Origin of the sequence: Actinoplanes xinjiangensis, from assembly GCF_003148685.1 — a bacterium.
Taxonomy (GTDB): domain Bacteria; phylum Actinomycetota; class Actinomycetes; order Mycobacteriales; family Micromonosporaceae; genus Actinoplanes; species Actinoplanes xinjiangensis.
The window spans coordinates 34,244-55,799 of record NZ_QGGR01000011.1; the positions used below are offsets into that span (position 1 = coordinate 34,244).

Sequence of the window (21,556 nt, forward strand, 5' to 3'; positions counted from 1 at the left end):
GTTCGCGAATGCGTGCCGATCGGCTGGTCTCCCTGGTGCTGCTACTGCGCCAGCGGGGCCGGCTGACCGCGGACGTGCTGGCCCGGGAGCTGGAGGTGTCCACCCGCACCGTGCTGCGCGACATCGAGGCACTGTCCGCCGCCGGTGTCCCCGTCTACGCCGAGCGCGGCCGGCACGGCGGGTTCGCCCTGCTGCCGGGCTTCCGGACCGAGCTGACCGGACTCAACCACGACGAGGCCCTCGCCCTGCTGACCGCCGGATCCGGACCCGGCGGCCGGGTGCTCGGCCTCGGGCCGGCGTTCAGCTCGGCCCTGCGCAAGGTCGTCGACGCGCTGCCGGAGAACCACCGGGCCACCGCGAGCGACGCCGCCCAGCGGTTCCTCGTCGAACCGGAGACCGACCTGCTGTCACGCCGCCCGGCCGTCGAGGAGGTGCCGGGCACCACGATGAGCGAGGTCCGTCGGGCGGTGCTCGCCGGGCACCGGCTGCGTATCCACTACGCGGCGACCGGCCGGGCGGCACAGTGGCGCACGGTGGACCCGATCGGGCTGGTCACCGTTCGCGATCGGGCGTACCTGCTGGCCACCAGGGCGGGGGAGGACCGTACCTACCGGCTGTCGCGGGTGCTCGCCGCCGAGGATCTCCCGGAACCGGCCCGGCGGCCGGCCGACGTCGACCTCGACCGGGCCTGGCGGGACCGCTGCGCACAGTTCCTGTCCGACGGCCACATCAGCGTGCAGGTCCGCGTCGAACCGGCACGCCGCGAGGAACTGTTGACCAGCGCGGTCGCGGTCCGCGCCGAAGAGCCCGGCGCCGACGGCCGGCTGCGGCTGGAGGTGACGTTCCAGGACCTACGGCATGCGGTGTGGGCACTGTGGCAACTCGGGCCGGATGCGGAGGCCCTCGCCCCGCCGTCGCTGCGGGCCGCCCTGCGCGACCGTGCCGCCGCGATCGTCGCCCGCTACCGCGATCCCGCCTGATTCCGCCGGGCGTGCCTTCGGAGAGCAACCGGTTGCGTACCGAGGAGACGAGCGATCCCAGCTGATCGAACTTCCGTTTATGTCGATGAGCGGTCGTCGGAAGGGGTCAGTTCCCGGACCCGAGCGCTTCGGCTATCAGCACATGACGATCCGCTGGCGCATCCACGTTGCGAGGACTGTGCAAGCCGACACAGACGTAGCGACCTCCGTACTCGACCCAGGTGGGGGAACCCCAGAAACGACGGCTCGCGGTCAGTAGCTCGCCGGCGACCTCATGCCGATACTCCGGTCGGCCACCGACCTCGGTGAAGGCCGTGGCGACCGATTCCTCGGCGTCGAGCGGCAGGTCGGCATCGCCGACTGCGGGCAATAACAGCAGGAGGCGTTCTGCCTGCGTCCGTACGGAGTCCAGTTGAGCAGCGACCACGAGAAGCTCTCGCCATGAGAGGCCCGGTCCTTGGAAGCCCCCCTCCAGCGCGGCGAACGTGATGACCGAGTCGGAATCCGCAGGTTCAAGGAGGTAATCCCACCCCGAGTCACCCTCGAAGTTGCGAAAGAGAAGGTGCAAGCGGTGCCCGTGGGCGAGCTGCACCACCAAGAATGGCCAGCAGTCCGGACGGTGTAGTTCTTCTGCATACTCTTCGACGTCAGCGGGATCGACGTCGAAGGCCGTGGCGGCCGTGAAGGAACCACCGAACGTGAGCAGGAAAGCCGGCCAGAACAGGTCGTCATCCGGCTGCGGTCCGAGCTCGCTCAGCACTGCTTCGTCAGCCGGTGGCTGAAAGCTGCTCAGGTAACGCCGGAGAAACACTGCGACAGTCTCCCAGGCGCGTCCTACGACGCGTATCCGGATCTGCCGCTGCTAGCCGCTCGCGCCGACCGCCACCGACACTCCCGGCGGTGGGCCGTGACGGCCTCGACGATCCCGGCTGCACCGATGATTTCCGAAGGGATTCGCGGTCCATACGTTGACCGCGGGAGCAGATGATCTCGCCGGACCGCAGAGGAGATCCCAGACATGACGAGACCGCTTCGCTTCGGGGTCGTTGCCCCGCTCAGAACTGACCTGCCGACGTGGCTGGCCCAGGTGCGCCGCATCGCCGACAGCGGCTACTCGACGTTGCTGATGCCGGATTTCCCGCTGCTGCAACCGGCGCCGGGTCCCACGTTGGCCACCGCCGCGGCGCTGACCGACTTGCGAGTGGGCACATGGGTGTACGCCTCCCCGCTACGCCCGGCCTGGCTGACGGCGTGGGAGGCGCACTCGCTGTCGCAGCTCACCGACGGACGCTTCGAGCTGGGCATCGGCACCGGCCGGCCAGGAATCGACGACGAGCTCCGCGACAAGGGAATGCCTGCCGTCCCGCCGCGCGAGCGGCTGGCCCGGATACGCGAGACCGTCCGGAGGCTACGAGATTTCGACGGCCCCGACCGGCACACACCGGTGGCGATGGCCGTCCGCGGGCCGAAGGCTCGGGCGCTGGCGGCCGAGGCCGCCGACACGGTCACCTTCGTGCAAGCGCCGGATGAGTCCCGGACCGAGGTCACGCGACTGGCGCGCGACCTGCGCGCCGTCCGCGACGTCGAGCTCGCGAATGCCGTGTCGGTCATCGGCGACCGGGTCGCACCGCACATGGCGCCTCCCGACACCGACACTGCCGCAGCTCGCGCGGCGGACTCGTTGGTCACGCTTCCGGAGGATCCGGCGGCCGCCGCCGAGGAGATTCAGCGGCGACGGGAAGAGATCGGCTTCTCCTACTTCGTCATCGGCGCCGACTTCGCCGACACGTTCGCTCCGGTCGTGGCCAAGCTAGGCGGACGGTAGTTCACCGCTGAGGAATGATGGCGGCGAATACGCCGGTCCGGAGAGCCGACACCTGAACGCAGTTCCTTGTCGATGACGCAAAGGTCACGTACTCCGTCGTGCACGGCCCCCGCGCATACGACGTCCCCGACCAGAGTCTCGGCGCGTTCGGCACGGATGTTCAGAACGCTGTACTCGCCCCCTTCGCGGCCGTCGTCCTGCTGCCTGTCGTCCCCTGCATTCCTGCGAATGCAGCCGATGGTCATCGGCTGACGAGGGGACTCAGAAAGTAACGCTGTGTGGGCCCTTCACTGGCTGGGACGTCGCAGGCGTGAAGGACCACAGCTGGTTCATGACGTTCGGGTCGGTGTCGGCGGTGAGACAGTTTCGCACCTGGAGGACCACTCGCCAGGGAGGCGGGCCGGCGGCGTCGTTCCGTGCATCCAGGCACAGACCGGAATCCCGATTCCGGATCAGCATTTTAGTCGGTCCGAAGCTACCGGGATGAGAGAGCGTATCCCGGACATAGGACAGGGACCACTCGGCCGGCGAATACCCTTGCGAGCAACTCCACCACTGGATGATCGGCGTTCCGTTGGTCACGGTTCCTTCGCGCCAGTCGGTCCTCAAGCACTGCCCGGAATGCTGCGCCTTCAACCGGAAGAATCCATCCCCGCTATCGATTTTCTCGAACTCCTGGGAGGTGCCGGCGTTGTCCGGCCACAAGAAGACACCAGCACCGGCCTCGATGGAACCCCACATGACGTCAAGGCGAAGGTTGGGGCTGTACAGATTGGTGATCTCGACGAGAGTGGCCGTTTCGTGGTCCGTTCTGGCACTGGTGGCATGTGCCGGTGGTGCTGCGGTCGCCGCGATGAAAACGGCTCCGGCCGCAGCCAGCGCCACGGTCATCGTTCTCGTCGCCCGCTCGCCGAGCGGTTCGCACGTCCCGATCTCGCTATGCCGACGATCCGGGCGCATGGGCTGTGATTCCACGGTTCTCTCTCCAGCTCAGAGCAGGGCGGACGTCTTCACATCGTGCTCAGTCGGCGATCGCGCAGAGTTGACGGCGCCTATTTACCGTGTTTCCCCGCGCGTCGGTCTGCGCCACGGTAAGGCTTGGCCGGCACCCGTGTCCCGGAATCGGGTGCGTCATGGTGCGAACGACCTACCCAGCCCGGCTGGACTGCTCTCCGCGGTGACCGTCCGGGCAGGTTGCACCAACGCGAAAGTCACGCTCTCCTCCCGCGCCAACAGCTAGGCTCGAAGCATGCACTTGCGGCCCGCCGTCGCGCATCCTTGCAGGTAGAGGACGACGGCCCAGGGGACATGTGGAGCACCGATGCCCCAAACGCTCGAGATCGGATTGGTCGCGCGCAACGACCGGTATGACGACGACGATCAACGCTGGCTCGCGCAGACCGCGGCCCTCGTCCAGGACCTCCGCCGCGACACCGGCTCGGTGCGCCTGGACCGAACGCCGGTGCCCGGCATGAAGGGCGCCGCGGCCGATCAGGTCATCCTGGCCCTGGGCTCGGCCGGGGCGTTCAGCGTCGCCGTCCAGCTGATCAGCACCTGGCTGGGCCGGGACCGGCACCGCTCCGTGGAGTTGACCTTCACGGACGCCGAGGGCACGCCGAAGACCGTACGTGTCTCGGCCGAGAATGCCGGGTCCGACGCCATGGCACCGCTCATCATGGCCGCCTCGGAGCTCGCCAAGGAGCGGTGATGACGTACCGGGCGCTGCTCATCGGCAACAGTGTGTTCGAGGAGGACGCCGGCCTCAACCCGCTCAACGCCCCGACGAAGGACGTCGCCCGTCTGCACCGGGCGCTCGTGGACTCCGTGACCGGGCTCTTCGCCGAGGAGAACGTCCGGCTGGTGATCGAACGCAGCTCGCACGACCTGCTCGACGAGATCGACACGTTCTTCTCCTCGGCGCACCGGGACGATCTGCTGCTGTTCTACTACAGCGGGCACGGGCTGATCGACGAGCGTAACCAGCTTTTCCTGTGCGGGCGGAACACCCGGTCGGACAAGCTGTTGCGGACGGCGGTCAGCAACGTACGGGTCAACGAGTTCGTCGAGCAGTCGGTGGCCCGATGCACCGTGATCATCCTGGACTGCTGCAGTAGCGGCATGTTCAAGGGCGGCGATGTGTCCGCACCGCTCGCGGGTCCGGGCCGCTACGTGATCTCCAGCACGCGGGGCGCGGCGTTGGCCAACGACGCCGCCACCGCCACCGGTACAAGCTTGTTCACCGAACATCTCGTCACCGGTCTCCTCGGTGCCGCCGACGACCGGGACGGCGACGGCTACCTGGATCTGCGGGAGGTCTTCGACTACGTACGGGCGAGGCTGACCGCCACCACGAAACAGATTCCACATTGCCGGTTCGATGGCGACGCGGCGGTCATGCTGGCCAAACGGCCCGCCGCACCGGTTCCCGCCGACGCCGCCACCCCGCGGGCCAGTGATCCGACGTTCGTCCTGTCCGAGAACACCATCACGTTGCGCGATGTCGGCCCGGACGAGTGGCTCAGCCCGGAGACCATCGAGATCTACCCGCTCACCGAGGCCGAGCTGGACTGCACGGCCGAGAGCGATGCCACCTGGCTGAACACCGAGGTGTGCGGCGGGCGGCTGACGATCGAGCTGCACCCCGGCCCGGGTTACAACCGTGGCAAGATCCTCGTGCGGGACCGGAGGTCGGGTGCAACGCAAGTGGTGCGGGTGCACGTAGCCGTCGACCGGCGGAGCCCGGTGGCACCACCGCCGATGACGGACGAGCCGATCGCCCCGATGCCTCGTCCGTCGATGCCGGGTCCACCGGGCACGGACCTACCGCCTCGCATCCTGGCCCGGGTCCCGATGTCCCACGCCATCGAACCGCCGCACTCGCCCGCCGTCCACGCCACCCCCGAGCCGTACCCCGAGCATGGCGGACGGAAGAAGCGGTGGCTCGTCGCCGTCGCCGCCGCAGTCCTGCTGACCGTCGGCATGGTGGGGCTGCTGACGCTTCTGCACGACCCACCACAGGAAGGCACCATGTCGGTCCCCGATCTGTCCGGCCTGCCCCGGGCCAGCGCCGAGGCGGCGCTCCGGGAGGAAGGTCTGGAACCGAGCGTCGTCGTCGCCTCGTCGAGCTCCGCCTGCTCCCCGGGCACGGTCATCGCGCAAGACCCGTTGCCCGGTCAGCCGGCCGGCCGCGGAGCGCAGGTCAGCATCACCGTGTGCAAGGCGCCGATGACGCCGGTGCCCCCTCTCGGTCGCGACCGCTCGTCCGCCAGAGATGCGCTGCAGGCGGTCGGGTTGCACGCCGAATTCGAGTTCCAAGACAGCCCCAAGAAGGAAGGACAGGTGCTCTGGTCCCAGCCCGGCTCCGGCGTCAAGGTACAGGAGGGATCCACCGTCACCGTCTTTTTGTCCGATGGTGGAAAGACGTGCCGGAGAGTGGTTCCAAACGTAAAGGGAATGATGGCCGAGCACGCTGACGCGGCGTTGAGTGGCGCCAAGTTTGTTCCTCAGATTGAAGAGCGGACATCCGATGAGCCAGTCGGCACTGTCTTAGAGCAGAAAGCACCCGCTGGCGAAGAAGCCAAATGCGGCGCGACAGTGACTCTCATAGTGTCGGCTGGACCGGAAACGGCATCGTCCATACCGTTTTCTCCGTCCGGATAGCAGGGGTGGCTGAGTCCGATCGCTGCCACACTCTGGCCGCTCGTGGACCCGCCGACCAATCCGGACATCGGTGAGCGACAGACGCTGCCTCGGAACGGCCGTTCCCGCCGGAGGAGGCGAGCCGTGATCATCTTTGTCGTACCCCTGCCCTAGCATCCCGGTCATGGCAATTCCCGACCGCGTTCCCATCGCCTATGAGCCGGACTACCGCACCAGCTCGATCGGCACGTATGAGAACGGACAGTTCTTCGGCTCCGTCACGGCCACCCTCGAAGAGGGCACCGGGGCGACCGACTCGTGGCCTCACTACAAGCGGTGGTACGCCGTGCTGCACCGGTTCGACCCGGACGGTGCCCATACCGGTTCGCAGATCTGGTGCGCCGGCACCAGCGAAGACGAGGACGCCTCGATCGATCGCGCTCAGGCGCGTCTCGCCGGCTGGCTGGACGCCCTGCCCGGGCGCGTCTTCAGCGACATCGCCATCAAGCTGTTCCACGTCGACTTCGAAGGCCACACCTTCGGGCTGGTTGACCAGTCCGAAGACTATGACGGAGAAGATCACGCGGAGTTCGTACCTGACGACTTGGGCTTCGACCCGCCCTGGGACGGCTGCTACGACACCTGATGTCTTCCTCGATGGCGAGGTGCGCCGGGTTCGGTTGACGTCGGGTGACCTGGCATCCTGAATCGATGTCGGAATCTGCGCAACGGCAGGATGTCATCGGCCAGGTCGCGCGCCGGATTCCCGTACGCCGAGGTGGTGCCTGCCTTCGGGTCGCCGTCGACGGCCCGGACGGCTCCGGCAAGACCACCTTCGCGGATGAACTCGCCGCAGCGGTGCGTACGCTCGGCCGGCCGGCCGTTCGGGTGTCGCTCGACGACTTCCACAACGTCCGGGCCGTGCGCTACCGGCAGGGCCGCGAATCTCCGGAGGGCTTCTGGCAGGATTCGTACGACTATCAGCGGTTCCGGAGCGACGTTCTTGATCCCTTCGCTCCTGACGGTGCGCGACGCTATCGGCCGGCCGCGCACGATCTCGTCACCGATGCGGTTCTCGACCCGCCGCCGCGGACCGCGGTGCCCGGGAGCGTCCTGATCGTCGACGGGCTGTTTCTTCACCGCGACGAGATCGGCAGCGTGTGGGACCTGTCAGTGTTCCTTGAGGTCCCGTTCGACGTGACGGCGAAGCGGATGGCGCACCGCGACGGCACGAGCCCCGATCCCGGTCATCCGGGAATGCGACGCTATGTCGAGGCGCAACGCATCTACTTCGCCAGTTGTTCGCCGCAGCAACGGGCCGACATCCTGATCGACAACGAGGATCTCGGGGCGCCTCGCATCGTCCGGACGACGAACTGATCCTGCCGCCGGCAGCGATCGCGCCTTCGCCTCTGCAGGTAATGTTCGGCGTCGTGTGGAACGAGAAAGTGCTTGCCGGGCGGCCGGCCTGGCAGCACATCCCTTCAGGCGTGATCTTTCGGCAGGTTCCGGGCGGGACCTATCGCATGGGCCTGTCCGAGGCGGAACTGGCGGCGGTGCGCGCCATCGCGAGTGACGGAGGGGTCGAGGACACTCTCGAACCGTTCTTCGCCGAGGCCTGGCATTCCCAGCCGGTACGCGAGGTGCGCGTCGCATCGTTCCTGATCGCCCGGCACCCGTTGACGGTCGCTCAGGTTCGGCATTGGATGCCGGACTACGAGGACGACTACGCCGAGGCGGAGACCGGCACGGCGCGGCTCGAGGACGACCTGGACGACCTGCTCGAAGCCCTGCCGTTCCGGCTGCCCAGCGAAGCCGAATGGGAGTACGCGGCAAGGGCCGGCACCACCACCCTGACCTTCCGCGGAGACGGCAAACCCGGCGAGGAACAACTGCTCGACGACTTCGGCGATGAGCAGGTGACCGCGGCGTCGGAGAACGCTTTCGGTCTGGCGGCCATGGGATCGGCCGGCGAACTCTGCGCCGACGTGTGGATTCCCGGGTTCGCGGGCGCACCGGATGACGGCCGCCCCCGCACCGGGGACGGTCCTCGAGTGGTCCGTGGTGGTGCCGCCGACCTCTACCCGTGGCAGGGCTGTGACGAATGGCTGCTGCTCCTCGCCTCCACCCGGTATGAACAAGCTGACTTCACAGCGATCCGCCCGGTCGCACCACTGCCACCGCAGAAATAGATGAGAGCACCACGCCACGCCGAAGCCGGCCCCGTACGGCCCGGGATTCGCGGTCGAGGCTGCCGGTGCAGCACTACACTCCAGCCGTGCGTACAGTTTTCGCGTTCCCGGCGGGCAGTCGTGAGGAGACCATCGCACTGCTCACGAATTCTCTGCCACAGCAAAGTAATCCGTGGGTGATGAACGGTGCCTTGTACATCGACATCGAGGACGAAGGAAACGGGACTCTCTACGTCGACTGGGAAGCGGATGAACTCGCAGTACTCGATGCTGCCGTGGGGCACCGTCCGAGCTGGGCGGTACAGATCGACATCTCCGGGCGCGTGGACGGAACCACTGAGGTCCACCAGCTACTCACGAAACTTCTCGCCCGTGGTGGGGTCGCATTCGACGACTACACCATCCACGCCTGGAGCCTGCACGAGATAGAGAACGGATCCACCGTCGACGGTCTGCGCTTCTTCGACTTCAAAAAGCATCATGCCCGGACCCGCTCAGTCGACTGAGGCGCCCCGCTTCAACCGTCGCCTATGGGTTATGGCTGCTTCCCCAGGCCGGGAGACAGCCATAAACCACAGGTGGCCTCCCAGATCGGCCGAAGATGATCGCCCAGGTGTGCGAAAGTGCTCTAACGGCGTGGCGCGGAGGAGGTTCGACCGGTGAAACGGCGGCCCAGGCTCCACCGGCCAGGCGCCGCCAACTGAACCGGCTGAACGCGGCCCTGCCAACCGGCTGGACGTGTGGGCCGGCCAGCCCGCTGGACGTGTGGGCCGGCCAGCCCGCTGGACGTGTGGGCCGGCTCAACCCGCTGAACGTGGCCCCGCCTCAATCTGCCCGGTGCGGCGTCGGCGGCACCGGCCCGCCACCGGGCAGGACGGCGATGGTCACCGGGAGGCAGGCGGTCAGGGCGGCCAGCACCAGAAAGCCCGCCGACCAGCCATGACGTTCGACCACGACGCCGATCAGCGGCGCCGACGCCGCGATCCCGAGCGCGCTCGCCGAGTTGATCCACGTCATCGCCTGGGTGTAGACGTCCGGCACCGCAGCCCGTTGCAGAAGGATCGACCCGGGGATCAGCACCAGCGCCACACACCCACCCACCACCGCGTACCCGGCGAACATGACCGCGACGGCCGGCGTCAGGGACAGCATCGCGCAGCCCGCGACGAGAACCAGTCCGGCGGCGAGCATCACCCGCGCCGGCCGGGCCGGGGCCACCGCGCCGTAGATCAGGCCCGCGACCAGACTGACCGCCCCGGCAGCCGCGGTGACGAGACCGGACAGTGCCTCGGCCTGATGCGCGAACGCGAACGCGGTGATCGCCACCCCGATGCCACCGAAGAAGAACCCCAGGGCCAGGTTCGCCGCGAACAGGGCGGCGAAACCGCGGTTCAGTAGCCGGCGATCCACCAGGACCCCGCGCGACACCCCGCCCGGCACCGGTTCGGACCCGGAGTCGAGCAGCAGGCCGGTCATGCCGGCGACCAGCAGTGATACGGCCAGCGCCAGCCCGGACCACGGTGCCAGAACGGTACCGAGCGTCGTCACCAGCACCGGCCCGGCCAGGAACGCGGCATCGTTGACCGCGCCCTCCAACGACAGGGCCACCGTCAGGATCCCGGCCGTGCCGTCCCCGTCGCGCCGGGCGGCGACCCGCCGCCACCGAGCCGCGGACAGCGCCCCGACCGCCGGGACGGTCGCGCCCACCACCGCCGCCAGCGCGACCATCGACCAGGCCGGCCACGGACCCGCACACGCTACGATCAGCAGCGACGCGGCGACGGCGAACAACGCCGTCGTCACCGGCATCACCCGTCGTTGCCCCCACCGGTCGACCAGCCGAGCGATCTGCGGCCCGACCAGAGCTTCGGCGACGGCGAAAGCACCGGTCGCGGCGCCCGCCCGTCCGAACGAACCGGACGCGCCCTGCACCGCCCAGAACACGGCCAGCCCGGACATCGCCACACCGAGGCGGGCGACCGCGGCGGCGGCGAAGAACGGGCGGCCCAGCGACAGCGCCCCGCGATAGCGGGCCAACGGGGTGGCGGAGATTTCGACACGACGACGAACATGACCTGTACGCACAGCGGAACTCCAGCGGCATCACACCGCGAGCCGCCAGACAGGTCGGACTGGAACGTCAACTCGCACCGCGACCATACCCGGCCACCGTGGCTGATGTACCGATCGGCCCGGCCGCCGAACCGTGCAGTCAGATCAGCCGGAGCAGACCGGCCCTGGTCGGCCGGAAGCCGCAACCGTCGAGGTAGAACTTCTCCAGGTGCGGCTCGAAGTCGACATGCAGCCACTCGCAGCCGGCGGCGCGGGCCTCCGCCGCGGCGGCCGCGACCAGGCGGGCGCCGAGACCGTGGCGCTGCCGGTCCGGGTCCACCGCCGTGTCCAGGATGAACGCGTGACTCCCGCCGTCCCAGCAGACCTGCACGAACCCGGCCAGCCGGCCGTCCTCGAAAGCCCCCACCCAGGTCAGCGCGTGCCGTTCCAGCCGCTGCGACCAGGGTTGCACCACGGCCGGATCGGCGCCGAACGCCCGCGCATGCAGCACGCTCAACTCACGGTCGTCGACGGGGAACCGGCAAATCAGCTCGATCGGCATCACGCCACGGTAGAGGCGTTGCCGCCGACAGGCTCACACTCCGCACGACATTTGCGGCAAGGTATATGAATGACGTCCACGTTTCCCGGGCAGGTCGCCCGGACCCAGGGGTTCACACTCGGTCTCGCCCGTAACTTCGCCATCTCCCCGGACGGCTCGCGGGTCGTCTTCCTGCGGTCCGCCGGCGGCGAGGATCCGGTCGCCGGCCTGTGGATCCTCGACGTCGCCACCGGCGAGGAGCGTCTGCTGGCCGATCCGGCGGCGCTCGGCGCCACCGGCGCCGGACCGATGTCCGAGCGCGAACGGGCGCGGCGTGAGCGGGCCCGCGACAGGTCCGCGGGGATCAGCGCCTTCACCACCGATGCGGGGGTACGCACGATCGCGTTCACCCTCGACATGAGGCTGTATGTGGCCGACGTGTCCTCCGGCGAGGTCACCGAGGTCGGCGCGCGGGAGCCGGTCGCCGAGGCACGCATCGACCCGACCGGCACCTGGATCGCCTACGTCCACGAGGACGAGTTGCGGGTGGTCGGCCGGGACGGCAAGGACGACCGTCCGCTCGCCGAACCCGACGGCCCCGAGGTCACCTGGGGTCTGCCGGAACACGAGGCGTCCGAGTCGATGGACCGGTTCCAGGGCTACTGGTGGGCTCCGGACGGGCGGTCGCTGGTCGCCGCCCGGGTCGACAACTCGCCGGTGCAGGTGTGGTACATCAGCGACCCGGCCCACCCGGAGAAGCCGCCGACCGCGCTGCGCTACCCGGCGGCCGGTACCCCGAACGCCGACGTCAGCCTGCACGTCCTGGGCCTGGACGGCAGCCGTGTCGAGATCGACTGGGACCGCCGGGCGTTCGAGTACGTCACCCGGGTCACCTGGGACGCCACCGCCCTGCTGATCGCGGTCCAGAACCGTCCGCAGACCGTGATGCGGATCCTCACCGCCGACCCCGCCACCGGGCGGACCACGGTGCTGCGCGAGGACACCGACCCGCACTGGACCACGATCGTCTCCGGTCTGCCCGCCCACACCGCGTCCGGCGCCCTGCTGTGGACGGTCGAGGACGGCGACACCCGCCGGCTGACCGTCGACGGCGTGCCGGTGACCCCACCCGGCCTTCAGATCGACCGGGTGCTGTCGGTCGACGGCGACACCGTCCTGTTTGCGGCCTTCCAGGACCCGTCCTCCCGCGACCTGTGGACCTGGTCACCGGCATCGTTGCAGCAGGTCACCACGGTTCCCGGCCTGCACGAGGGCCGCCGCCGCGGCGGTGTCACCGTCGTGGAGGCACGCACCCTCGACGCGGAGACCGTCACCGTCGACGGCCGTCCCCTGCGCAGCGTGGCCGCCGTACCGTCGCTGGTCCCGCGGCCGCGGCTGCACTGGCTGGGTGAGCGCCGGCTGCGGACCGCGGTGCTGCTGCCGACCGGCTACACCGGCGGCACCCTGCCGGTGCTAATGGACCCCTACGGGGGCCGGGCCGCCCAGCGTGCCGTCGCCGCCCGGTCCCGCTACTGGGCGTCGCAGTGGTTCGCCGACCAGGGGTTCGCCGTCGTCATCGCCGACGGCCGCGGCACCCCCGGCCGTGGCCCCACCTGGGACCGGGCCCGCGGCGACGACCACCCGGCGCCCCGGCTCCAGGACCAGGTCGACGCCCTGCACGCCGCCGCCGGCCACTACGACCTCGACCTCAACCGGGTCGCCATCCGCGGCTGGTCGGCCGGCGGCTACCTGGCCGCCCTCGCCGTGCTGCGCCGTCCCGACGTCTTCCACGCCGGCATCGCCGGGGCCCCGGTCACCGACATGCTGCTCTACAGCTCCCACTGGCAGGAACGCACCCTGGGCCTGCCGGCCGAGAACCCCGGCATGTACGCCCAGTCGTCGCTGATCGACGACGCCCCGAACCTGCGCCGCCCGCTGCTGCTGATCCACGGCCTGGTCGACGACAACGTCCTGCCCGTACACACCATGAAACTGTCGGCGGCGCTGCTGGCCGCCGGTCGCCCGCACACCGTCCTGCCGCTGCCCGGCGCCTCCCATATGGGCGTCGTCGACGGCCTGTGGGAGTACGAGCTGGCGTTCCTGCGCCAGTCGCTGGGCCTGTCGTAATTGCGGTGCCCGCGGGGGAGTGCGGCGGTAGCGTGCCACGGCATGAACGTGACGCGGCTGCGGTGGACCGATATCCCGGACTCCCTCCGGAGCCGCGCCGAGGCAGCCGCCGCCACCCCGCTGCGCGAGATCGCCAGCGCACCCGGCGGATTCACCCCCGGCGTGGCCTCGGCGGTGGCCGGCGAGTCGGGTGCCCGGTTCTTCGTCAAGGCGATCTCGCGGGAGACGTCCGGCGTGGCCGGGTCCTACCGGCGTGAGGCGCTGCTCGCCGAGGCGCTGCCCCCGCAGGTGCCCAGCCCACGGCTGCTCTGGTGGCACGACGACGGCACCTGGATCGTCATGCTCTTCGAGTACGTCGACGGCCGTACCCCGCAGATCGCCGACCTCAGCCTGGTCATGGAGGCCGTCGCCGCGCTGGGCGTGACACCCGGCCCGCCCGCGCTGCCCAGGGTCGCCGACGAATACGCCGACGACTTCCACGGCTGGCGGGGCATCGCCGCGGACGGGTCGTGGCGGTCCGTCGTCACCGCCTACCCGGAACTCGCCGGCGCCTCGATCGAGGTGCTGGCCGCCCGGGAGGAACACTGGTCGCGGGCCGCCGCCGGTACCGCTCTCGTCCACGGCGACCTGCGGCTGGACAACATGATCCTCACCGACGACGGGGTACGCATCGTCGACTGGCCCAACGCGTGCACCGGCGCCGGCTGGTTCGACCTGGCGATGATGACCGCGAGCCTCGCGATGCACGGTGTCGACGTCGAAGCCCTGGTGGGCGGGCACCCGCTGACCCGTGACGTCGACCGGGAGGACCTGGACACCGTGCTGGTCGCCGCCGCCGGGCTGTTCGTCAGCCGTTCCCTGCTGCCGCCACCACCGACGGCACCGACCCTCCGCGACTTCCAGCGGGCCCAGGCGGAAGCCCTCCTGACCTGGCTGGCGGACCGCCGCCCGGACATCCTCAGCGATCGGACGTGACCATGACCCTCGACCTGTACGCGCTCTGCATCGACGCACGGGAACCCGCCCGGCTCGCCGGGTTCTGGGCCGCGATGCTCGGCTACCGGCCGGTGGACGACCCGTTCGACGGGGTGGTGATCGGCGCTGACGACGGGTTCCGGCTGCGGTTCCGTCCCGAGCAGGCACCGAAGACGGCCGCGAACCTGATGCACTTCGACCTGACCAGCACGTCGATCGACGACCAGGAACGAACCGTCGCGAAGGCCCTCACGCTCGGCGCCCGGCATCTCGACATCGGGCAGGGCGACGTCGACCACGTGGTGCTCGGCGATCCGGAGGGCAACGAGTTCGACGTGATCGAGCCGGGCAACAACTTCCTCGCCGGGTGCGGGTTCATCGGGGCGCTGGCCAGTGACGGCAGTCAGGCGGTCGGCTACTTCTGGGCGCGGGCGCTGGGGTGGCCGCTGGTCTGGGACGAGAACGAGGAGACCGCGATCCAGTCCCCGAAGGGCGGCACCAAGATCACGTGGGGCGGCCCGCCGCTGGATCCGCGTACCGGGAAGAACCGTCTGTCGTACGACCTGACCGGTTCTGACGACGGGGAGATCCGCCGCCTGATCGCCCTCGGCGCCACCCACCTGGAGGAGGGTCCCGGCTGGATCCGGCTTGCCGATCCGGACGGCAACGACTTCCGGGTCCTGGCCGGTCTGCACCGATGATCGCATCCGATTAGGATTCGCGTTCGATCGCGTGTCGCATCGGACGGGGGCGTCTTTCTTGAATTCCGCTTTGGAGCTGGCCGGGCTCGCCAAACACTTCGGTCCCAAGACCGCGGTCCACGACGTGACGCTGACCGTTCCGGCCGGCTCCTTCTACGGCCTGGTCGGACCGAACGGCGCCGGGAAGACCACCTCACTGTCGATGGCCGTCGGCCTGCTGCGCCCCGACGCCGGGCGCGCCCGGATCTTCGGCGCCGACGTGTGGGCCGACCCGGTCAAGGCCCGCGCCCAGGTCGGCGTGCTGCCCGACGGCCTGGCCCTGCCGGAACGGCTCACCGGCCGTGAGCTGCTGGTCTTCCAGGCCCGGCTGCGCGGCTTCGACAAGGCCACCTCCGCGAGCCGGGCCCACGAGCTGCTCGACGTCCTGGACCTGCTCGACGCCGAACGCACCCTGGTCAACGACTACTCGACCGGCATGCGCAAGAAGATCGGCCTGGCCACGGCGCTGCTGCACGGCCCGCGCCTGCTCGTGCTGGACGAACCGTTCGAGGCCGTCGACCCGGTGTCGGCACTGACCATCCGCGGAATCCTCCAGACGTTCGTCGCCGGCGGCGGCTCGGTCGTGCTGTCCAGCCACGTGATGGCCCTGGTCGAGCAGGTCTGCGACCACGTGGCGGTGATCGACAACGGCCGCGTCGTCGCCGCCGGCAGCCTGGCGGACGTGCGGGCCGGCGCGACCCTCGAGGACCGGTTCGTCGAACTGGTCGGCGCCGGCGCCGCCACCCGGAAGGCACCGTCGTGGCTGGCGTCCTGATCGCGATGCGCCTGCGGGTGCTCGCGCACACCCTCACCGGCTCCCGCGCCGCCGCCATGATCAGCGGCGGCATCGCCGGCCTGCTGCTGGCCGCCGGTACGATCGCGCTGGCCGGCAGCGACCTGGCCCCCGGACAGGTCCGCGGCGACCTGCTCGCCATCGTGCTGGCCTGCTGGATGTTCGGCTGGATCCTCGGCCCGGTCTACACCGGCGGTGGCGACGACAGCCTGCGCCCCGAACAGTTCTCCCTCCTGCCGCTGCGCCCGTTGCCGCTGGCGTTCGGGCTGCTCACCGCCGGGTTCGTCGGCATCGCCCCGGCGGTCAGCCTGATCGCGTTCACCGCCCTCATCGCCCACGCCCAGGGCATCGCCGCCGTCGCCGTCGCGGTGATCGCGGTCGTCCTCCAGCTGATCCTGGTCCTGATGCTGTCCCGCCTGGTCGTCGGCGTGCTCGCGGTCGCCGTCCGGTCCCGGCTCGGCGCGATCCTGGCCGCGCTCGTCAACGCCTCGATGGCCGTCCTGCTCAACCAGTCGTGGGTGCTGATCTGGGCGGCCGTCGACTCCGACCTGCTCACCTACGGTTTCCCGCCCCGGTTCTCGACGGTCCTGCACTGGCTGCCGTCGTCGTGGGGGATGGTGGCGATCGACGCGGCCGGCCGCGGTGACTGGCTGCTCGCCGCGGCTGCCGTCGGCGGCCTCGCGGCGCTGATCGGCGCGGCGCTGGCGGTCTGGGCCCGGTTGCTGGCCCGGCGCACCACGACCCGCGCCGGCATGTCGGCCGGTCGCGGTTCGCTTCTCGACAGATTCACCGACGGGGGTACGATCCGCGCCGTCGCGGTGAAGGAACTCCGCACCTGGTCGCGTGACCTGATGCGGATCCACTTCTTCTACTACTCGGTGTTCTTCGGGGTGCTCTACACCCTCGTCCCGCTGATCATCGACTGGCGCGGCATGCTGCCCTGGACCGGCGTGATCATCGTGGCGATGGCCGCCGCCACCTCGGCGAACCTGTTCGGCCTCGACGGCACCGCCCTGTGGCTGAACCTGGTCAACCCCGGCGGCGAACTGGCCGAGGTCCGCGGCCGCCAGCTGGCCTGGCTGCTACAGACCGCCCCGGTCACCCTGCTGATCACCGTGGTCGGCACGATCGTCGCCGGCGGTGACCCGCAGACGTGGGCGTGGGCGCTGGCCCTGCTGTTCGCCGCCCTCGGTGGCGGTGCCGGCCTGATCGTCCTGGTGTCGGTGTTCGCCCTGGTTCCGGTCCTGGAACCGAAGCGCCGCAGCGGCAATCCGCTGGAGGCCGGGCCGGTCTTCGGTCAGATCATCGGCACCCTGCTGCTGGTGTGCGTGACCACCGTCCCCGCCGTCGTGGTGGCGTGGGCCGGCACCCGATCCGGCCAGCCGCTGCTGACCTGGGCCGCGGTCCCGGCAGCCCTGGCCACCGGCGCCTGGTTCACCTGGTGGTGCGGCCGGGCGGCCGCCCGGCGTCTGCGCGCCACCGGCCCGGAACTGCTGGCCACCATGCGTTCCGGCGGCACGGTCACCGCCGTGGCCGTCCGGCCCGGCGCCGCCAAACTGCCGCCCCGGCTGTCCGCCCTGGTCACCACGATGTGGATCGCCTGCTGGGTCCCGCTGTTCCCGCAGGGCATCATCCCGCTGTGGATGATCTTCTCCGGTAGCGAGAACCGCCTGTGGTTCCTCGCCCTCTACCTCGACGACCCGTGGCGCATCCCGGTCGCGGCGGCGTTCATGCTGCTCGGGCTCGCCATGCTCACCGTCGGCACGGTCATCCCACTGCGATACGGCCGCCTTCAGAAGAGCGCCGCCCGGTGACGCCACCCCCGTCCGCCGTCCCGACCCGGTTCCGGCGATGACGTTCTCGCTGGCGGTGCCGCCCCTGTTCGCCGCCCTGGCACCGGCCCGCCGGGTCCTGATCGCGGGCGCCGGCGGCGGCTTCGACGTGTATGCCGGGCTGCCCCTGGCCCTCGCCCTGCGCGCGAACGGCGCCGAGGTCCACCTGGCCAGCCTGTCGTTCTCCCAGCTGGAACTCATCGACCAGGAATCGTGGGCGGACCGGGATGTCGCCGCGATCACCCCCGACACGGCCAGCCCCGACTGGTACTTCCCGGAACGCACCCTGGCCCGCTGGCTCGCCGCCCACGACATGCCGTCGACCGTCTACGCGTTCCCGCCGCTGGGCGTCCGGACCCTGCGGGCGGCGTACCAGATCCTGATCGAACGTCTGGACATCGACGCCGTGGTGCTGGTCGACGGCGGCACCGACATCCTGATGCGCGGCGACGAGAACGCCCTGGGCACTCCCGTCGAGGACATCACCAGCATCGCCGCGGTCACCGCCCTCGACGTGCCGATCAAACTGGTCACCTGCCTGGGCTTCGGTATCGACGCCTACCACGGCGTCAACCACGTCCAGGTCCTGGAGAACATCGCCGCCCTCGACCGTGACGGCGGTTACCTGGGTGCGCTGTCCATCCCCGGTGCCAGCCGCGAGGCCGTCCTCTACCGGGAGGCGGTCGCCGACGCGCAGGCCGCCACCCCGGAGCGCCCGAGCATCGTCAACGGCCAGATAGCGGCCGCCGTCGGCGGCGCCTTCGGCGACGTCCAGTTCACCCGCCGTACCAGCGGCAGCACCCTGTTCGTGAACCCGCTGATGGCCATCTACTTCACCGTCGACCTGGACAGACTGGCGGCCCGCTGCCTCTATCTCGACCGCCTCGAGAACACCATCAGCCGCCGCCAGGTGATCACCCGCATCGAGGCGTTCCGCAACGAGATCCCCACCACCCGCGTTCCGCGCGCCTACCCCCACTGACGGCACGCCAGGTCCCAGGCCCGTCCCGTCCGGCCCGATACCCGGCGCCACCGCGTTCGCGGACCTTAGAGTCGTTGACGTGAACGTGCGCGAGGCGAGGATCAACGCTGCTCGGATCCTGGGCAATGCCGCACTCGCCCTCGGTTTCGCAGTCGCTCTGGTGGCGTCCGTCTATGCGGGGGCACTGCCGTTGACGGAGTATTTCTTCGCCGTCCTGCTCGTGCACGTCGGGCTGGGGCTGCGCCTCGAGGCAGCGATCATGTATCGCCCCTGACAGATCCGACGGCGGTGTTGTCCGGAGTCAGTGGCGGACGAGCCCCTCCACGATGCGGACGCTCTCGGCGACGATCATCATCGGAACGGTCCCGGTGGCCGTCTCGGCGTCCCACGCGAACAGGTGATGGGCCTCGTCGTTCGTGACCTGGCGTGCGAACGCGTATTCCGCCGCCGTCGGGGTGCGGAAGACCGGGTGGTGGAACAGATCGGTGCAGGACACCCAGACGACGTCGGTGAACGTGACCTCGACGCTGTGGTGATAGGTCAGGTCGTTGTCCGCAACGAGGAGAAGGCCGGACACATCCCACCGGTCCACCTGCCAGTCCCACCACCGGTCGTTCAACGTCATCAGATCGTGCACTCCGAGATCATGCCGCACGGGCGCCGGTCCGGCCGGCGCCCGCTGGTGTGCCGCTGTCCGCGAGCGACCTCACCCATGATCGGCGGGCTGGTCCCGGCCCGCGGCGTTGTCGATGTTCAGCGCGCCGGCCGCGACGACCGCGCGGCTCATCGGACGGGTCAGTTCGGCGAGGCGGGCGCAGCCGTCGGCGCCGAGCACCTCGTACGCGGGGGTGGCCAGCCGATCGGTGGTCGCCTCGATCCACACCCGCTGTGCCCGGCCGGAGTCGGTGAGGGTCGGCACGTCACCGGTGATCAACCCGCGTTCCCGGAGCCGGTCGGTGGTCTGCTCCCACTGCTCGTCGCTCCATCCGCGGCTACGGCGCAGGAAGTCGACCGGCACCTCACCGGAGGCGGCGTGCAGGATCAGCGCCTCCAACCCGGTCAGGCCGGCGATCACCAGGGTGGCGACGTGCCCGTCGCCGCGGAACTCGCGCAACAGGGTCTGTGCGTGCCAGAGAACCAGGTGCGGCTCGTCCGGCCAGGGCAGGGTGGCGTGCGCGGCGAACAGCGGCCGGCCCTCGGGATGCGCGGTGGCGGCCTCGGCGGCGCGCCGGGCCGTCTCCGCGGCTTCGCGCATCTGCGGCGAGTGCACCGTCTCGCCCAGCGCCTGGCGCAGGGCCGCACCGGCGGCCTCCAACCGTGCCGCGAGTACGGCCGCCGGCGTCACCAGCTCCCACACGGCCGGCAACGCGCGGGCGACGAGGTCCGGGTTGAAGTTGAAGAATCCGGCTACGACGGGTCCGGGTCCGACGGGGCCCATGGCCGCCGCCCGGGAGGCGAAGTAACCGGCACGCCGGTCGATGCCCAGAGCCGCATAACGCTGATGGGCCTCGGGGGCGAAGTAGATCAGCCCGTGGAGCGGCTCCGCGGCCCGCCAGGCGCCGCGCACGACGGCCGGGTCCAGCGCGGACGACTCCTGCCAGCGGAGATCCGTCGTATCCGTCATGGCGCCACCTTTCGCCGACACTGTTACCGACGGGTAGCGTCGCACGCCGGCAACAACCCTGTCACGCATCGCGATCCCTCGATCGCCGCTACGGGAGCAATGGCAGATCCACGCAGGTCTCCGGAAGACCCGCGGCCGGCCAGGAGATCAGCAGCCGTAGGACGTCGCCGGCCGGGCGGGCCACGGTGTATTCGGCGAGGGACTCGAAGAAGTCGTCGCCGCCGGACGCCGCGGCCCCCTGCGAACGCACCCACACGGCCTCGCCGTCGTGCAGGACCGCGACGGATGCGCCGGGGATCGTGAATATCTCGTGCGGGATGCCGACGGTCGCGAGGCAGCCGAGTTCGAAGGACAGGGTGTCGCCGATCGCGGTGAGGCGGGTCAGCACGACGACCGCGTCCGCGCCGCGACTCAGGACCTGAGGCGGCGCGACGATCCGGCCGGTCTCGTCGTCCGGCTCGGCGGACGGGACGTCGTCGTCGCGGTAGCGCAGACCCGCCGGTGGCGGCGTGGTCCGTACCGGTGCGTCCCAGATGGAGACGGTGCCGCGGTCCACGGTGGCGCGGTCGGGCAGCGGCAGTTCGACGACGGTCTCCGGGAAACCGATCTCCGGCCAGGCGAGCACCAGCGACAACGCATCGAACACCGGCGGCAGCCGCACCGTCATCTGGAGGCTGGGGCCGTGCACCCCGCCCGCAGGGTCGCCGCTGGCCGATGAGGATCTGGTGGCGAACTCCCAATGGGCTCGGCCGTCGCCGTCGAGCCGGCCGACCCGCAGGTCCAGGCCCTCGTCATACTGCGGCAGCAGCCGGCGCGGAGAGGGCGGGCTTCCGGCGCGGATGTCGGCCTGGCGTTCGGCGGCGGTACGCCGGTCCAGTGAACGGCGGGCCATCAGCTCGAGCTCCAGGCCGGTGGGCCGGGAGATCGCGAGCAGGATGCCGACGGTCAGTTCAGGGCGTTGCACGATCAGCCCGCCGTGATGGGCGAGCACGCCCAGCGTCTCGTCCATCAGATCGCCTCCGGGAAGCGTGGCGCGGACCGGCCCGGCTCCGGGCGGAAACCGGTGTACGTGTCGTCGAACGGGAACGCGGCCGCCTCGATCGACTTGATCAGCCGCTCGCCTTCGGCACGCATCGGCGGGGCCTCGTCGGCGTCGAGGATCCGACCGGCGAACTCGTCGTCATCCTTCCACGTCCACGACCGCTGCGGTGTGGCGACGATGTCGAGGACGCGATCGGTGGTCTCCCGGTAACC

The 21,556-nt window shown here is 70.2% G+C and carries 22 protein-coding genes and 1 pseudogene; 15 read left to right on the forward strand and 8 right to left on the reverse strand.

Annotated elements, in window-relative coordinates; translation table 11 throughout:
* Window positions 1-8: 8 nt before the first annotated feature.
* A complete protein-coding gene (locus tag BC793_RS24165) occupies window positions 9-980 on the forward strand; it encodes a helix-turn-helix transcriptional regulator (RefSeq protein WP_109595925.1) in 972 nt (323 codons plus the stop codon).
* A 106-nt stretch (window positions 981-1,086) separates the two neighbouring features.
* Here BC793_RS24165 and BC793_RS24170 read toward each other — a convergent pair whose 3' ends face one another.
* Entirely contained in the window at window positions 1,087-1,791 is a 705-nt protein-coding gene (locus BC793_RS24170) for a hypothetical protein (RefSeq protein WP_146246412.1), read from the reverse strand.
* 207 nt (window positions 1,792-1,998) lie between these two features.
* On the opposite strand from BC793_RS24170, the gene BC793_RS24175 reads away from it, so the two are divergent.
* On the forward strand, window positions 1,999-2,805 hold the full coding sequence (locus BC793_RS24175) for an LLM class flavin-dependent oxidoreductase (protein WP_109595929.1): 807 nt from the start codon (window positions 1,999-2,001) through the stop codon (window positions 2,803-2,805).
* Between the two features lie 261 nt (window positions 2,806-3,066).
* On the opposite strand, the gene BC793_RS24180 is transcribed toward BC793_RS24175, so the two are convergent.
* On the reverse strand, window positions 3,067-3,696 hold the full coding sequence (locus BC793_RS24180) for an RICIN domain-containing protein (RefSeq protein WP_158319340.1): 630 nt from the start codon (window positions 3,694-3,696) through the stop codon (window positions 3,067-3,069).
* Between the two features lie 430 nt (window positions 3,697-4,126).
* Here BC793_RS24180 and BC793_RS24185 point away from each other — a divergent pair, with 430 nt between their 5' ends.
* The 6 genes from BC793_RS24185 to BC793_RS24210 all read left to right on the forward strand — a co-directional run bounded on the left by BC793_RS24185 (window position 4,127) and on the right by BC793_RS24210 (window position 9,142).
* Complete coding sequence (locus BC793_RS24185) at window positions 4,127-4,513, forward strand: effector-associated constant component EACC1 (protein WP_146246414.1); 387 nt, start codon at window positions 4,127-4,129, stop codon at window positions 4,511-4,513.
* Window positions 4,513-6,465 (forward strand): caspase, EACC1-associated type, encoded by a 1,953-nt coding sequence (locus BC793_RS24190; RefSeq protein WP_109595935.1) that lies wholly within the window; start codon window positions 4,513-4,515, stop codon window positions 6,463-6,465. The genes BC793_RS24185 and BC793_RS24190 overlap by 1 nt, the downstream gene beginning before the upstream one ends.
* Before the next feature lie 163 nt (window positions 6,466-6,628).
* Window positions 6,629-7,090 (forward strand): hypothetical protein, encoded by a 462-nt coding sequence (locus tag BC793_RS24195; protein WP_109595937.1) that lies wholly within the window; start codon window positions 6,629-6,631, stop codon window positions 7,088-7,090.
* Between the two features lie 116 nt (window positions 7,091-7,206).
* Window positions 7,207-7,824 carry a nucleoside/nucleotide kinase family protein gene (locus BC793_RS24200; protein ID WP_239170345.1) on the forward strand — a complete coding sequence of 206 codons (618 nt, stop codon included), beginning with the start codon at window positions 7,207-7,209 and terminating at the stop codon, window positions 7,822-7,824.
* A 41-nt stretch (window positions 7,825-7,865) separates the two neighbouring features.
* Window positions 7,866-8,636: a formylglycine-generating enzyme family protein gene (locus BC793_RS24205; protein WP_373871256.1), complete on the forward strand. Its 771-nt coding sequence runs from the start codon at window positions 7,866-7,868 to the stop codon at window positions 8,634-8,636.
* Window positions 8,637-8,722: 86 nt separating this feature from the next.
* Window positions 8,723-9,142, forward strand: a complete 420-nt coding sequence (locus tag BC793_RS24210; RefSeq protein WP_146246415.1) for a hypothetical protein — start codon at window positions 8,723-8,725, stop codon at window positions 9,140-9,142.
* Window positions 9,143-9,461: 319 nt separating this feature from the next.
* Here the strand turns inward: BC793_RS24210 and BC793_RS24215 are convergent, their stop codons facing one another.
* Both BC793_RS24215 and BC793_RS24220 read right to left on the reverse strand, forming a co-directional pair.
* On the reverse strand, window positions 9,462-10,721 hold the full coding sequence (locus BC793_RS24215; RefSeq protein WP_146246416.1) for an MFS transporter: 1,260 nt from the start codon (window positions 10,719-10,721) through the stop codon (window positions 9,462-9,464).
* A 127-nt stretch (window positions 10,722-10,848) separates the two neighbouring features.
* A complete protein-coding gene (locus tag BC793_RS24220) occupies window positions 10,849-11,250 on the reverse strand; it encodes a GNAT family N-acetyltransferase (protein WP_109595945.1) in 402 nt (133 codons plus the stop codon).
* A 69-nt stretch (window positions 11,251-11,319) separates the two neighbouring features.
* Between BC793_RS24220 and BC793_RS24225 the strand changes: the two genes are divergently transcribed.
* From BC793_RS24225 to BC793_RS24255, 7 genes are all read left to right on the forward strand, one after another.
* Window positions 11,320-13,356: a S9 family peptidase gene (locus BC793_RS24225; RefSeq protein WP_109595947.1), complete on the forward strand. Its 2,037-nt coding sequence runs from the start codon at window positions 11,320-11,322 to the stop codon at window positions 13,354-13,356.
* Between the two features lie 42 nt (window positions 13,357-13,398).
* A complete protein-coding gene (locus BC793_RS24230; RefSeq protein WP_109595949.1) occupies window positions 13,399-14,331 on the forward strand; it encodes a phosphotransferase in 933 nt (310 codons plus the stop codon).
* Between the two features lie 2 nt (window positions 14,332-14,333).
* The gene (locus BC793_RS24235; protein ID WP_109595951.1) at window positions 14,334-15,032 is read left to right on the forward strand and encodes a VOC family protein; all 699 of its coding nucleotides are present in this window, start codon (window positions 14,334-14,336) and stop codon (window positions 15,030-15,032) included.
* Between the two features lie 58 nt (window positions 15,033-15,090).
* The gene (locus BC793_RS24240) at window positions 15,091-15,846 is read left to right on the forward strand and encodes an ABC transporter ATP-binding protein (RefSeq protein WP_109595952.1); all 756 of its coding nucleotides are present in this window, start codon (window positions 15,091-15,093) and stop codon (window positions 15,844-15,846) included.
* Window positions 15,831-17,678 (forward strand): hypothetical protein, encoded by a 1,848-nt coding sequence (locus tag BC793_RS24245; protein WP_109595954.1) that lies wholly within the window; start codon window positions 15,831-15,833, stop codon window positions 17,676-17,678. Before BC793_RS24240 ends, BC793_RS24245 begins: the two co-directional genes overlap by 16 nt.
* Before the next feature lie 37 nt (window positions 17,679-17,715).
* Window positions 17,716-18,678 carry a DUF1152 domain-containing protein gene (locus BC793_RS24250; protein ID WP_109595956.1) on the forward strand — a complete coding sequence of 321 codons (963 nt, stop codon included), beginning with the start codon at window positions 17,716-17,718 and terminating at the stop codon, window positions 18,676-18,678.
* 79 nt (window positions 18,679-18,757) lie between these two features.
* Window positions 18,758-18,952 carry a hypothetical protein gene (locus BC793_RS24255; RefSeq protein WP_109595958.1) on the forward strand — a complete coding sequence of 65 codons (195 nt, stop codon included), beginning with the start codon at window positions 18,758-18,760 and terminating at the stop codon, window positions 18,950-18,952.
* A 27-nt stretch (window positions 18,953-18,979) separates the two neighbouring features.
* On the opposite strand, the gene BC793_RS24260 is transcribed toward BC793_RS24255, so the two are convergent.
* The 4 genes and pseudogenes from BC793_RS24260 to BC793_RS53025 form a co-directional block, all read right to left on the reverse strand.
* Window positions 18,980-19,315, reverse strand: coding sequence for a hypothetical protein (locus BC793_RS24260; RefSeq protein ID WP_109595960.1), 336 nt, complete (start codon window positions 19,313-19,315; stop codon window positions 18,980-18,982).
* 69 nt (window positions 19,316-19,384) lie between these two features.
* Window positions 19,385-20,302, reverse strand: coding sequence for an SCO6745 family protein (locus BC793_RS24265; RefSeq protein ID WP_109595962.1), 918 nt, complete (start codon window positions 20,300-20,302; stop codon window positions 19,385-19,387).
* Between the two features lie 88 nt (window positions 20,303-20,390).
* Window positions 20,391-21,311, reverse strand: a complete 921-nt coding sequence (locus tag BC793_RS24270) for a hypothetical protein (protein WP_109595964.1) — start codon at window positions 21,309-21,311, stop codon at window positions 20,391-20,393.
* Window positions 21,311-21,547 (reverse strand): annotated as a pseudogene (locus BC793_RS53025) (DUF402 domain-containing protein); the annotation flags it as partial. The pseudogene BC793_RS53025 and the gene BC793_RS24270, both read right to left, overlap by 1 nt.
* Between the last annotated feature and the right edge of the window lie 9 nt (window positions 21,548-21,556).

Coding starts and splice junctions, on each gene's coding strand:
- BC793_RS24165 (WP_109595925.1), top strand. CDS start 9: ATGCGTGCCGATCGGCTGGTCTCCCTGGTGCTGCTACTGCGCCAGCGG.
- BC793_RS24175 (WP_109595929.1), top strand. CDS start 1,999: ATGACGAGACCGCTTCGCTTCGGGGTCGTTGCCCCGCTCAGAACTGAC.
- BC793_RS24180 (WP_158319340.1), bottom strand. CDS start 3,696: ATGACCGTGGCGCTGGCTGCGGCCGGAGCCGTTTTCATCGCGGCGACC.
- BC793_RS24185 (WP_146246414.1), top strand. CDS start 4,127: ATGCCCCAAACGCTCGAGATCGGATTGGTCGCGCGCAACGACCGGTAT.
- BC793_RS24190 (WP_109595935.1), top strand. CDS start 4,513: ATGACGTACCGGGCGCTGCTCATCGGCAACAGTGTGTTCGAGGAGGAC.
- BC793_RS24195 (WP_109595937.1), top strand. CDS start 6,629: ATGGCAATTCCCGACCGCGTTCCCATCGCCTATGAGCCGGACTACCGC.
- BC793_RS24205 (WP_373871256.1), top strand. CDS start 7,866: ATGTTCGGCGTCGTGTGGAACGAGAAAGTGCTTGCCGGGCGGCCGGCC.
- BC793_RS24220 (WP_109595945.1), bottom strand. CDS start 11,250: ATGCCGATCGAGCTGATTTGCCGGTTCCCCGTCGACGACCGTGAGTTG.
- BC793_RS24225 (WP_109595947.1), top strand. CDS start 11,320: ATGACGTCCACGTTTCCCGGGCAGGTCGCCCGGACCCAGGGGTTCACA.
- BC793_RS24230 (WP_109595949.1), top strand. CDS start 13,399: ATGAACGTGACGCGGCTGCGGTGGACCGATATCCCGGACTCCCTCCGG.
- BC793_RS24235 (WP_109595951.1), top strand. CDS start 14,334: ATGACCCTCGACCTGTACGCGCTCTGCATCGACGCACGGGAACCCGCC.
- BC793_RS24250 (WP_109595956.1), top strand. CDS start 17,716: ATGACGTTCTCGCTGGCGGTGCCGCCCCTGTTCGCCGCCCTGGCACCG.
- BC793_RS24265 (WP_109595962.1), bottom strand. CDS start 20,302: ATGACGGATACGACGGATCTCCGCTGGCAGGAGTCGTCCGCGCTGGAC.
- BC793_RS24270 (WP_109595964.1), bottom strand. CDS start 21,311: ATGGACGAGACGCTGGGCGTGCTCGCCCATCACGGCGGGCTGATCGTG.